A 12,832-nucleotide genomic window follows, 5' to 3' on the forward strand; every position below is an offset into this window, starting at 1 on the left:
TGTCCAATGAAAATTTATTTTTGTAGGGAGATGACCTCAGTTTCAAACACCTGATTATAGTCGAATTCAGCTGCTTTAATCTTAGACATACAAAGTACACATCCTGCCATTAAAACAAAGATCATTTTTACGATTGCTTCATATGCATCCGGTGGTAACATTGCTAACTCCAAAAGTTTAGGCTAATTTAATTGACTTAATATTAGAGCATAATGGCAAAAGAAATGCTGATGAGCAATAAAAAATTCATGCGTAGTACATTTTTATACCTAGGCCAAAGCGAGCTTCCAGAGGGCTTCATGGCCGACAAGCGCAACGACTTCAGATTAAGTCGCTTCTGCTTATCTTCACTAACAGGCCTTAAAGATATATCTATAATCAACCACTTACATTTAGAAAGTGATAAGGACAAGCTAGTTTCAATTAGCCATACCAAAGAGCTGGCTGCTTGTGCGCTATGCACAAACCCCAAAGTAAAATCTGTCGGTATCGATATTGAGTGGTCCGATCGTAAGATGCGAGAGGGTACATTCAAATATTTTGTCTCTCATGAAAGAGAGCTTAAGCTCCATTCTCCACTTGAGATCTGGTGTATTAAAGAAGCTGCCTTTAAGGCCTATTCTCCATTTCACGATGATGAAAGAGAAAAGATTCTCGTCCTAACAGACTTTGTAATAACCGAACAAGGTATTTTACAAGGGCCAAATGATAGTAAGCTTAGCTATGAAATTATCGAAGAAGAATATCAGGGCAGACCATTTAAGCTTGCCCTGACAGAGTATTAATTTAAAAAACTTTCTAACTTCTTTTCGTCTTCAATTTTTATTTCTTTTATCTCTTTTAGGCCATTTCCAAGAGTCACCCTCAGAGTCATAAGCTTTCCTGTGCGAGCGATTAAGAAATCAATCTGATCATTTTCCTTATACATCTCAGGAATAGAGTCATAGGCCTTCTTATCAAGTCTAAGGGAGTTAATGGCAATAAGTTCATCTCCAGCATTAAGGCCGGCCTTATATCCACAACTATCTTGGCGAATAGACTTGATGATTAGCTTACCACCTTCTTCAGCGATATTTGCGCCTATATCTAGCTTAGGAGTTGTCCACTCAACACTTGCCCCCATGCGCTTTAGATAATTTTCAAAATCAATTTCTTCCACACCTTCAACAAAGAGTCTAAATTCATCACTTACATTTTTAGATACAAGGCCCTCTAGAATGTCAAAGAACCCTTCTTTTGTTAATCCGATGGCCGGTCTTTCTTTATAGTCGGCCCACAGTGCACGAACAAGATCATTTATCCCCTTGCCCTCAATCTTCATCAAAGTATTTAGAATAAAGAAAACAAGTCCACCCTTTAAGTAATAACTAACTGACGAATTTTTAAAGTTTTCACCTGCACGATAAAGCTTAATCCATGCATTAAATGAGGAGTCCTCAAGGGAGTGGTAGCCGCGACCAGGAGTTCCCAAATAATTATTAATATTCTTCTTCATGCATTCTAAATAATCTTTGAGAGAGTAGAAGCCACTACGGTAAGTAATTAATTGGTCAATAAAACTTGTCATTCCTTCCGTTAACCAATGCATACGAGTGTAATTTTCATTCTTATAATCGAAAGGCCCTAGTTCAATAGGACGAATTCTTTTTACATTCCAAAGATGAAAGTACTCGTGAGCAACAAGTTCCATATACTCTTTGTACCCCTTCTCTTTAGCTAAGTGGTAAGGACAAAATTGAAGAACTGTTGAGTCTAAGTGCTCAAGTCCACCAAAGCCATTTGGACTTAAATGAGTGATAAAATAGTAATGATCATATGGCAGCTCATCACCAACGATCTTTGCCGTCTCTTCAACGATTTTCTTAATATCGTCATTAAGCTTATCCATCACTTTCTGTGAGGACTCAGCATGCGCAAAGTCTCCGTAGAAAGCGATATGGTGCTCTTTATCTTGGTGCATGAAACCATAAGTTTCATGGCAACCAATTTCGATTGGAGTATCCAGAAGCTCATCAAAGTCGAGCGCCTCATAGATAAAGTGGTCCCTTTTTTCTGAAATATCCTTTAGTGCCGTAGTCACCTTGGACCACAAAGGGTTAATTTTAATCTCTACTTGTGAGCTTCCTGTCTCACCATCAATACCGATAAAGACACTTGGGCCATGTAAGAAAGCATGAGTGTTATCAACATGGGAAGTACGTACAGTTAATTCATGACAATAGATCGTGTAGGCAATTCTAATTTTTCCATCTTCACCAAATGATTCCGATTGAAAACTAGGATGAGTAAGATCGACTCTCCATTCATTCTTTGAAATCTGTTCATGATAAAGACGACTCCCCTTTGAGTCCTCGACTTTAATTTCTTTGATATTTCGAGCGTACTCTCTCATTAAATATGAACCAGGAGACCAAGATGGCATGTAGAAACATACCTCGTTCGCCTTTTTATCAAGCACAGCGTCTAAAGTAATATTAACTAAGTGAGTATGAGGTTTTGGAATATCGATTATATATTTAAGCATTTAACGCTCCTTTTATAAACTTTGTTATACCACCAATTTATTTCAAGAAAAACCTCTTGAAAAGGATTCGTTTACTTGCTAAAAGCCCTCTAACAACACAATTTAATGGAAAATCATAATGGAAAATCAATCTGACAACGCACAGCAGTCTGGGCACTATAACATCGACCGCTCGCAAATCATTCTCCCGCAACTGACTTTCACGCAAATAGCACAAGATCAACTTAATCTTATGCTTGAAAATGATTTCACTCTACAGGGAAAATACTTAAGAATTCTTATTAGCGGTAAAGGATGTGAAGGCTTCAAGTACTCAATTGGATTTCACAACTTAAACGACGACGACTTTCTTATTCCTGTTCCAAGCATGGATATTGAAGTTATTATCGATCCATTTACGGCCTTCTATCTAGGTGAAACTCTCATTGATTATCAATTTAATTATATCAATGATGAAGAAGGCTTTATTGTTACAAATAAACAACAAGAAGAGTTCCAAGGGAAGTTTTGGCGAAAAGACAAAACAAAGATCCCACCAAAGGCCGGGGTTCTATAAAGCATGGACTATCGTTACCTCAGGGCGTTTACACTCACTGCAAAATACTTAAGCTTCTCAAAAGCGGCCGCAGAACTTAAAATTGCACAGTCAGCAGTTTCAAGACAAGTTAAACTCCTTGAAGAGTCAATGAAAGAAGAACTTATCATTCGCTCAAGTAAGAAGGTTATTCTTACGAAGAAGGCCAAGCAGCTACTTAAATCAATTGACCAATTTGAAGATAGCCTAGGAAATATTTTTGAAACGACTCAGGAGCGCCCAGTACATATTGGTATTCTTGATGGGCTTCTTGTTAATTGGTTTAATCCTATTCTTGCAAAGTACGCAAAAAATTATAAAAGAGATATCTTCATTCACGTGGCCGACAGCCCGGCACTAAGGCGTGGAATCGAAGATGGTATTTTTGATATCATTTTCTCCACTGATAATTTCCAATCAGACCTCACTTCTTCCTTAAAACTTTTTGAAGAGAAGTTCGTCATTATTTCAAATGAAGCAATTAACAAGAGAAAGCTTCACGAGCATACGTGGATTGTTTTTAGTGAATTAGATCATCTTCATAAACTCTCGACGAAGGCACCATCTAAGAAAATTGTTGTGGACTCACTTGAGAGTATCAAGGCCCTTGTAAAGCATGGTGTTGGAATAGCTGTTGTTCCTGACCATACACTTTCTAAGCACGATAATTTTGTTACAGAGCCTGTTAGTGGACTTAAAAATATGAATATCTATATGACCACTTTAAGCTATAAGAATAGGCCTGTATTTTTAAAAGAATTTATTAAGATATTAGAAACGAAATAAAAAAGGCGAACAATATTCGCCTTTTTTTATTATTTTCTTTTAATATCCTTAATTCCAACAACGCCAATTAGAAATACTTTATTAGAAATAAAATGAAGATTTTTAGTCTTTCTATTTTCAAAATTAAAAAGCCAGTCTTCTCCGACTCTTTCAACTGATGCCGAATACCTCTTACGAGTATCATTTACACCACTATAAAGTGTATCAATTTCAATATCACCACCATCTGACGGGTTTAAGTTACTAACAGTAATTCTAACAACGTCGCGATCACTTCTGCTAACTAAGACAACACCTCTCATCATCTGCTCTAGAGAATAAGTGTCAGTTCTGATAATTTTACCCTTATCTGAGAATTCCTTCTTGTAAACAGATGTAACCTCTCCGATTTCCTCGTCAACATTCACACCTAAGTGATAAAAGCTCTCATCCTCATCATTTGTAATGTGAACAAGTTTAACCTGTGCTGCCATAAGTGAAGTTGTGGTAACAACGGTTAAAAGAAGTAATTTCAGTAATGATTTCATACTCATCTCCCTCTCAATTTGATAAGGCATATTGCCATTAATCACATGTTAATGGGAGGGAAATTTTTACAATTAAGCAAGAAATACACGTGCCAAAGCATTAGGTACGCCTAATAACAAGAATTAGTCTAGCTTAAGGTATTAAAAATAATAGGCCCACCAACATGTTTGAATTCATCATCACGTAGATCGGCGAATTCATAACCCGATAAATGGTCGTGTAATATTTTCAGGATATACTCGTTAATATTCTCAATCTGATCTAGGCCGAAGGTTTGAGCAAAACCGGCCACCTTTTGCGTAATATAATCATTCTTAAAGATACCAGAGCTTAGGTTAGACTTCTTTGAAAACTCTCTAAACTCTTCGATTGAAACCCCCATCTTGCGTGAGTCATCTTTGTCAAATTTATCAAGGCTATAATTGATAAGTGTAGAAAGAATAATTGCTTCAAAGTCAATCGAGTTAATATCGTAATTCAAATAGAAGTTATCAGAAAGCATACCATCGTCTTTAAGAGACAGATAAGTTTCTTTTAATGTCTTAATGAAAGGCATCAGTTCAATAAGAAGTTTGCACTTACTTTGTAGTTTCTTCCATACCTCAACATTATTTACCACAACAATTTTATTATCGTTATCACGATACTTCACAAGATCACTAAAGAAGTCATCTAAGAATAGATCAAATGAAGCACCTAAGAAGTTTTCATCTGAATCCTCAAAAAGGTGATTTCTTAAGGCCTTCTTCACATCTTTTTGTAAGATACGAATTAGTGAGTTTCCGATCTTATAGATATCAGTAAAGTCAAAGTACTCAAAAATACTTTCGTCAGCGAAGTTTCGAATATCCTTAATATAAGACATTCCTAAAAGAATAAGCTCACGGTTTTGATTACCAATACGAGTCATGGCAACAGGGCCATCTTTTAAAACACCGTAGTATTCCATACTAGCATTTAGCATACGAATAAAATTAAAGTGTAGGTAGCTAAAGCGCTTCTCATCTTCAACCTTATTGAGTTCTTCATGAATACTTTGAGCATTTTTTTCAAAGGCAATAATAGAGTTTTGATGCAAGGTTTGCATCTTTCCCTTAGTCGTAATATTTCCAGTTAATGGCCGCTTCTTATTGATGAAAAGGTCTATATGGCCAATTGAAGGAAATGGATTAACAACTTGTAGGGCCTCAAAATAATCAACAAAACCGTAGTCTCTAAGTCTCTCTTTCTTATCTTGATACTGATTCTCATTATAAATCATATAATCTTCAGAGATCATCTTAAAGAGGTGTTGGTAAGCTGCCTCAACACCAACTTCTGTATAAAGGTCTTTAACAAGCTGTCGAACCTCGTCAACAATATCGCAGTCTTCATCGAACTCAAAAAGGAGTAGGTTATCTTCTGTTAAGAAGTAGTTATCATGATCATCTGGATAAAGTGGATCTTCAACATCAAAAGTCCATACATTAAAGCGACCTTTAAGAAAAAGAATGAACTGGTCTGATTTAACGAATTCGTAGCGAATTTCTTCATCTGGACACTTGGCAACAGTACTCACCCAAGACGTGAACTCATTTACATCAAGTTCATCTTTTGACCAAAGGTCAATGTCGTAGAAAGTTTCTCTTTGTTCTTTAGAAAGTAGCTTTAGAGCGTGAGACTTTACTTCGATTGGCAGTGCTTTTACAGATACATAAAGAGGCTGAACAGGAAGTTTTTCAAGGCTTTCTCCTTTTGAGATATAACTATTTACAAGCTCCATTGAAGTGTAGGCCTTAGATTCCTTAAGGATTAAAGAGATTACATCTGTTGTTGGTAATTTGCCTTCGTGTTTTTTGTCACTCATATGTCCGCCATTATATCAAATAAGCCTTTAATTTAAGCTATTTAACATAAGTTGTTAACCTAAATCTAAAGTTTGTACTACATGACAGTAAATAACAAAAAATATTAAGAAGAAAAAGCACTTCCAGCACGAAAACATGATATTCATCATATTATTTCCCCTATAACTTATTTAATTTAGATATATGAAGTGATAAGATGGAATTAACCAAGAAAAGGTATAGATTATGGAAAAGAGACAGTGTGTAGACTGCCCATCAAGAGAGCTAGGAATCTTTTGTGGGTTATCAAATGATGAAGCCGCTAAAGTATCACTTACAGCTACTTCTCTAAAGTTTAAGCGTGGTGAAAAGCTATTTTCTCAAGGTAATCGCCCAGCTGGAATCTACTGTGTTCAGTCAGGTAATATAAAACTGACAAAGACAGGCTCTGATGGAAAAGAGACAATTGTAAGAATTGCTCAACATGGAGATGTTATCGGTCACAGATCACTTTTTACTGCTCAAGACTTCAATGGTACGGCAACTGCCATTGACAATGTTTCTGTCTGCTTCATTGATAAACCAAGCCTATTAAAATTAATAAATGATAAACCGGCAATCGCTCTTGAACTGATTAATAAATTAAGTCGCGACATGGGAATTGCTGAAGAGCGCTCAAGTGCTTTTCACCAAAAGAATGTTCGCGAGAGAATTGCTAGGCTTCTTCTCGACCTTGCCAAGACACACGGTAAAACTCTTATCAACGGTGATGTTCAAATCGAACTAAAGCTAACAAGAGAAGAAATGGCCACGATGATTGGTACGGCCAATGAAACTCTAATTCGCATTATTTCTGAATACAGAAAAGATGGATTGATTGACCAAAATGGCAAACTAATCATCATCAAAGACGCTGCTGAATTAGAAAAAAGAGCTGAAGGTGTTTATTAAAGTTTTACTATTTTAAGTTTATAAAAAAAAATAACAAACAAGAATATAGAGATGGATATCCAAAGTATCACAAGCAAGAGTCAGTCTTGTGAGGCAGAAGTATGCCTTCACTGCTCTGAAGAAATTGCCCCTGGTGAGCTTATCACTAATGAAAGAGAAGGCAAATTAGAAAAGTTTTGTTGCTATGGTTGTATGAGCGTTCACTCTCTCCTTCTCAGTAATAATCTTGAAGATTTTTACCGTTACCAAAATGAGCAAGGTTCACAAGCTAATAGTCTGAAACAGCAGTCTAGTAATTCAAAAAGTAAATTTGAATATATGGATAGTGAGTCATTCATCCGTGAATACGTCACTATCGAAAGAGACAAACTTAAGATTCATTTCTTACTAGAGGGTGTCCACTGCTTTGCTTGTATCTGGCTGATTGAAAGAATTTCAAAATTAGAAAACTCCGTCATCGAGGCTCAGGTCAACATTGGAAATAACTTAGGAAGCTTTACAATTGATACAAAGAGGCCGTATTCGATTGCAAAGCTTGCTACAACACTTGCCCAACTTGGCTACACTCCTCACCCATTTAATATTGAAAAAGATCAGGAAAAAAAACTCAGTGATCGACGTGATATCCTGCAAATAGGAGTCGCTGCTTCGGCCATGAGTAATATCATGATTTATGCAGTATCCAACTATGCAGGGGCAACTGGCGACTATGTTAAGCTATTTGATGGAATAAGTTTTGCTTTTTGTCTTCCTGTAATTTTCTATAGTGCCAAACCAATTCTGGTTAATAGTGTCAGCGCGATAAGACTAAGAAGTACAAATGTTGATATACCGTTAGCAATGGCCATAGTCTTTGGCTTCCTATTGTCTGCGATTAATTTCTTTAGAGAGTCTGGCCCAGTTTACTTTGATTCAATTACAACACTTGTCTTTCTAATTCTACTTTCTCGCTATTTTGTAAAAATGCTGACTCAAAAGTCCATGTCAACAAAGGGGATCTCTTCACTCTTTCTCAACACAGGTGTGAAGAAGATTATTGGCGATGAAATTAAGCATGTTTTTTCTAACGAAGTAGAAATTGGTGACCAAATAATCTTTGAAGAAGATGAAAGAATAATCTATGACGGAAAACTTGCGAGTGAAAAGGCACTTATACTTAACTCTATCAACACTGGAGAAAGTCGACCATTAGTAGTCAATAAAGGTGACTTTATAGCAGCAGGAGCTGTAAGCTTAAGCGATGAGCTCACACTTGAAATTAGCGCCATTGGAACACAAACAAAACTAGGAAAGAATCTTTCAGCTATTGAAAATAATACGATTGTTAAAAATCCTGCCAATGTTTGGGCTCAGAAGATCTCACGCTATTTTACGATTGGAATTATCGTTCTTAGTATCGTGGCCCTTATACAGGGCATATTTACAGGAAATCTTTCAAGATCGTTTGAGGTAATTTTAGCAATATTAATAGTTGGTTGTCCGTGTGCCTTTGCCATGGCCACACCAATCGTAGTTGCAACTCGAATTAATAAACTTAAATCATACGGTATTTACGTTAAAAATGAATTGAGTCTTGAAGAGTTGAATAATGCCAAAAATATCATCTTTGATAAGACAGGAACTCTGACTAAAGGCAAGTTTGCGGTTAGTTCGTTTTCAAATCACTCGCACTTGAGTGATGAAGAAGTTCTTGCCATAACATTCACACTTGAAAGAGCGGCCCAGCATCCAATCGCCTTTGCACTCAAAAAATATTCAAAACATAAAGTAGCGAATGAAGTGATTTCAAAGTACAAGGACATTGTTGCACAAGTCATCACAGGAAAAGGGGTTCAGTCAACAATAGATGAAATAACTTACTTTATCGGCAAGGGTGTTCTTGACGGCGAGATTGCACTTTATGCAAATAACAAAGTCATTGCAACCTTTAAGATCGAAGACAGTATTAGGCCTGAATCAAAGGAACTAGTTAGCTTCTTACAAAATCATAATATCGACATTCATCTCTCTACTGGCGATGCCTCTGAGATGGCCAAGAAGATCGCAAATGAAGCTGGCATAGATGAGTCCAGCCTTTATATCGAGCAAAGCCCAGAACAAAAACTAGAGCTTGCTGACAAGTTAAAAAACGTCGTCTTTGTTGGAGATGGCGACAATGATGCCTTGGCGATGATTAAGTCTAATGTATCCATTGCCATTGGAGCACAAGCTGATATTGCACTGAGAAGCTGTGATATCTATCTCCCCCAAGAAGATTTAAACTTAATAAAGGTCCTATTTAAAGTTGCACGAAATGTGAAGGGCACTTTACGCCGAAATATAATGTTTGCAGTTACATATAATATTGTAGGAATTACTTTAGCACTTATGCATATCATTACCCCACTGCATGCTGCGATCTTAATGCCTATCAGTTCTTTAACTGTTCTTTTCTCAAGTACATTGCCATTAATTGGATTTGATAAGAGAATGTTTAAAAATAAAAGGAAAAGCTGATGGAAGTCATTATCGTTTTATTGCCAATTGCAATATTCTTAGCAGTAGGATTCCTATTGATTTTTATTTGGGCAACTAAGTCAGGTCAGTATGATGACTTGGATACACCATCCATTAGAGTTTTATTTGAAGAAGAGAATAATATTGTTCACAACCAAAAAAAGGAAGAATGATTATGAGCATGAGTACGAATGCCAATCTAGAAGAGTTCTCGTATAACGATAAGATATCGAAAGCTTTTCTAATGGCGACAGTTTTCTGGGGAGCGATTGCACTATTTATGGGTGTTTTCATCGCTTTTCAATTGGCCTATTGGAAACTTAACCTAGGTATAGAATGGACAACTTTTGGCCGTTTAAGACCTCTTCACACAAATGCTGCAATTTTTGCATTTGTTGGAAACGGAATGTTTCTAGGAGTTTACTATTCAACTCAAAGATTATGTAAGGCGAGAATCTTTTCAGATTTCTTATCTTGGGTACACTTTTGGGGATGGCAACTGATTATTGTTTCAGCAGCACTAACACTACCACTGGGTATTACAACAGGGAAAGAGTATGCCGAACTAGAATGGCCAATTGATATTGCCATTGCAGTTATTTGGGTTGTCTTTGCAGTAAACTTCATTGGTACCCTAATTAAGAGACGTGAACGTCATATGTATGTGGCCCTTTGGTTCTACATTGCAACAATTGTAACAATTGCTGTCCTTCACATCTTTAACTCACTTTCTGTACCAGTTAGTTTTTTAAAGTCTTATCCTATTTACGCTGGTGTTCAAGATGCGATTGTTCAATGGTGGTATGGGCACAACGCGGTTGCCTTTTTCCTAACAACTCCATTCTTAGGAATCATCTACTACTTCTTACCAAAAACTGCTAATAGACCAATTTATTCTTATCGACTTTCGATTATCCACTACTGGTCTTTAGTATTTATTTATATTTGGGCAGGTCCTCACCACCTTCTATACTCATCTGTTCCAGATTGGGTACAGACACTTGGTATGACTTTTTCAATTATCCTATGGATGCCTTCTTGGGGTGGGATGATCAACTTTCTTCTAACTCTTAGAGGTGTATGGGATCGTGTAAGAACTGAACCAATCTTAAAGTACTTTGCTACTGCTGTTACTTTCTACGGTATGGCAACATTTGAAGGTCCACTTCTTTCAATTAAATCAGTGAACTATATCGGTCACTTCACGGACTGGGTTGTTGGTCACGTTCACGCCGGTACAATTGGTTGGAACTATATGCTAATTGTTGGTGTCCTGTATTACTGTGTTGAAAAGCTATGGAAGACTGAGCTTTACTCTAAGAAAATTGCAAACACTCAATTTTGGTTAGCAACAATTGGTCTACTACTATATATGATGTCAATGTGGGTTGCTGGAATTACTCAGGGCCTAATGTGGCGTGCGGTAGATGGAACAGGAAAACTTGTATATCCTAACTTCATTGAAACAGTAATTAAAGTTATTCCAATGTACTGGGTACGTGCATTTGGTGGTGTATTTGTTCTACTTGGTTTCTTCTTAATGATCTTCAACCTATGGATGACTTATAAGAAAGCTAAGAATGCAAACAAAGACAAAGAAGAATCACAAGAAGTGTTTAAAGCGGCACCAATTTCGGCCCACCCTGAAGACTCAAATGCTGATACTCACAGAAAGTTAGAGGGACTTCCTGTAACTTTTACTGTTCTAACTTTAGTTGCAATCATTGTTGGTGGAGCAATCGAAATTATCCCTTCAATGCTTTCAAATAAATTTGTCGAAGTGGATCCAAGAGTGAAGCCATACACTCCACTAGAGCTTATGGGACGAGATATCTTCGTAAAAGAAGGATGTTACGTATGTCACTCTCAACAAATCCGTCCAACAGTTGCTGAGAAGTTACGTTATGGAAACCCTTCAACTGCTGCAGAATCTGTATACGATAGGCCATTCCAATGGGGATCACGTCGAATTGGACCTGACCTAGCTCGCGTTGGTGGAAAGTATAATGATATGTGGCACTACCGTCACATGATCAACCCACGTGAAGTAACAGCTGGCTCAATCATGCCTAATTATGACTGGCTAACTAAAAAGAAAGTTAACTTCAAAATGCTTCCGAAGAAAATGGATGTCATGGTTGCTCTAGGTACACCATATAGCGAAGATGAAGTAACAAATGCAATTGATCTTGCAATGGAGCAAGCAACTCAAATCACTAAGGGGTTAAATGAGTTTGGAGTTCCAATGAAAATGCAAGATAAGGAAATCATCGCACTAATTGCGTATCTACAAAGACTTGGTATCGATACAAAAGAAACTAAGTCAGAGGAATAGAGATGAAATCTGAAGTAATGCAAAATATGCCGTGGGAATGGATGCCAGCAGTGTCGCTATTCATTTTCGCGGCCATCTTCTTGGGCGCCTTCTTCTGGTCGATGAGACCGGGCTCAAAAGAGCTTTATGAAGAAGTTGCCAACAATGCACTTTCTGACGGCGAAGCAGTCGTTAATGAAAACAAAGGAAGTAACAATGACTAATGAAAATAATAAATCGAAACAAGAAAATATCGTACTTGAAGATGAGAAAGATCTTGTTATGGATCATGAATACGATGGTATTCAGGAGCTCAACCATCCCCTACCTAGCTGGTGGACAGGAGTTTGGGCCCTTTCATTTATCTTCTCTATCCCTTACTTTATGTACTACGTCCTGATGGACGGGCCAACTCTATTGGATACATACAAAATAGATATGGCACAAATGCAAAAAATAATCGATGCTGAAGCAGCAAATACTGCAAACTTTGATATTCAAGCATATGATAGCTACGTAGTAACACCTGCAGCAAAAGAGCTTGGTAACACTGTCTTTATTGAAAACTGTGCAGCTTGCCACCTTGATGATGGTGGTGGTGATATCGGTCCAAACTTAACAGATAAACATTGGATTAATATTACTAAACTTGATCCAGAACAAATCTATAAGTTTGTTGTACATGGAAATGAAGATATGGGTATGCCTGCTTGGGGAGATATTCTAAGTAAGGAAGACATCATGGCGGTTACTGACCATGTAATTGCACTGCAAGGAACAACACCTGCAAAAGCTAAAGAGCCACAAGGTGAGCTACTTAGCGAATAAGAATT

The 12,832-nt window shown here is 37.1% G+C and carries 13 protein-coding genes; 9 read left to right on the plus strand and 4 right to left on the minus strand.

Annotation, left to right across the window (positions count from 1 at the left end):
• Positions 1–14 precede the first annotated feature (14 nt).
• The gene (locus M902_RS16430; RefSeq protein WP_021266664.1) at positions 15–161 is read right to left on the minus strand and encodes a hypothetical protein; all 147 of its coding nucleotides are present in this window, start codon (positions 159–161) and stop codon (positions 15–17) included.
• A gap of 51 nt (positions 162–212) precedes the next feature.
• On the opposite strand from M902_RS16430, the gene M902_RS04720 reads away from it, so the two are divergent.
• The gene (locus tag M902_RS04720) at positions 213–785 is read left to right on the plus strand and encodes a 4'-phosphopantetheinyl transferase superfamily protein (protein WP_021266991.1); all 573 of its coding nucleotides are present in this window, start codon (positions 213–215) and stop codon (positions 783–785) included.
• Here M902_RS04720 and M902_RS04725 read toward each other — a convergent pair.
• Positions 782–2,524, minus strand: a complete 1,743-nt coding sequence (locus M902_RS04725) for a M61 family metallopeptidase (RefSeq protein ID WP_021266821.1) — start codon at positions 2,522–2,524, stop codon at positions 782–784. The two genes, M902_RS04720 and M902_RS04725, sit on opposite strands and share 4 nt — an antisense overlap.
• 118 nt (positions 2,525–2,642) lie before the next feature.
• Here M902_RS04725 and M902_RS04730 point away from each other — a divergent pair, with 118 nt between their 5' ends.
• Both M902_RS04730 and M902_RS04735 read left to right on the plus strand, forming a co-directional pair.
• Positions 2,643–3,080, plus strand: coding sequence for an iron-sulfur cluster assembly accessory protein (locus M902_RS04730; protein WP_021266660.1), 438 nt, complete (start codon positions 2,643–2,645; stop codon positions 3,078–3,080).
• Positions 3,081–3,083: 3 nt separating this feature from the next.
• Positions 3,084–3,884, plus strand: coding sequence for a LysR family transcriptional regulator (locus tag M902_RS04735; RefSeq protein WP_021266855.1), 801 nt, complete (start codon positions 3,084–3,086; stop codon positions 3,882–3,884).
• Between the two features lie 29 nt (positions 3,885–3,913).
• Here M902_RS04735 and M902_RS04740 read toward each other — a convergent pair whose 3' ends face one another.
• Positions 3,914–4,411: a hypothetical protein gene (locus M902_RS04740; protein ID WP_021266794.1), complete on the minus strand. Its 498-nt coding sequence runs from the start codon at positions 4,409–4,411 to the stop codon at positions 3,914–3,916.
• A gap of 128 nt (positions 4,412–4,539) precedes the next feature.
• Complete coding sequence (locus M902_RS04745; RefSeq protein WP_021266947.1) at positions 4,540–6,258, minus strand: DUF6178 family protein; 1,719 nt, start codon at positions 6,256–6,258, stop codon at positions 4,540–4,542.
• A 226-nt stretch (positions 6,259–6,484) separates the two neighbouring features.
• Here M902_RS04745 and M902_RS04750 point away from each other — a divergent pair, with 226 nt between their 5' ends.
• The 6 genes from M902_RS04750 to M902_RS04775 are packed head-to-tail and all read left to right on the plus strand — an operon-like array spanning position 6,485 to position 12,827.
• Positions 6,485–7,189: a Crp/Fnr family transcriptional regulator gene (locus tag M902_RS04750; RefSeq protein ID WP_021266757.1), complete on the plus strand. Its 705-nt coding sequence runs from the start codon at positions 6,485–6,487 to the stop codon at positions 7,187–7,189.
• 51 nt (positions 7,190–7,240) lie between these two features.
• Positions 7,241–9,685: a heavy metal translocating P-type ATPase gene (locus tag M902_RS04755; protein WP_021266677.1), complete on the plus strand. Its 2,445-nt coding sequence runs from the start codon at positions 7,241–7,243 to the stop codon at positions 9,683–9,685.
• Complete coding sequence (gene ccoS / locus M902_RS04760) at positions 9,685–9,858, plus strand: cbb3-type cytochrome oxidase assembly protein CcoS (RefSeq protein ID WP_021266598.1); 174 nt, start codon at positions 9,685–9,687, stop codon at positions 9,856–9,858. The genes M902_RS04755 and ccoS overlap by 1 nt, the downstream gene beginning before the upstream one ends.
• A gap of 8 nt (positions 9,859–9,866) precedes the next feature.
• Complete coding sequence (ccoN, locus tag M902_RS04765) at positions 9,867–12,020, plus strand: cytochrome-c oxidase, cbb3-type subunit I (protein ID WP_040314309.1); 2,154 nt, start codon at positions 9,867–9,869, stop codon at positions 12,018–12,020.
• Between the two features lie 2 nt (positions 12,021–12,022).
• The gene (locus M902_RS04770) at positions 12,023–12,223 is read left to right on the plus strand and encodes a cbb3-type cytochrome c oxidase subunit 3 (protein ID WP_021267131.1); all 201 of its coding nucleotides are present in this window, start codon (positions 12,023–12,025) and stop codon (positions 12,221–12,223) included.
• Positions 12,216–12,827 carry a cbb3-type cytochrome c oxidase N-terminal domain-containing protein gene (locus tag M902_RS04775; protein ID WP_021266734.1) on the plus strand — a complete coding sequence of 204 codons (612 nt, stop codon included), beginning with the start codon at positions 12,216–12,218 and terminating at the stop codon, positions 12,825–12,827. The genes M902_RS04770 and M902_RS04775 overlap by 8 nt, the downstream gene beginning before the upstream one ends.
• Positions 12,828–12,832: the final 5 nt, after the last annotated feature.

The sequence above is a fragment of the Bacteriovorax sp. BAL6_X genome, assembly GCF_000443995.1.
Classification (GTDB): Bacteria; Bdellovibrionota; Bacteriovoracia; order Bacteriovoracales; family Bacteriovoracaceae; genus Halobacteriovorax_A.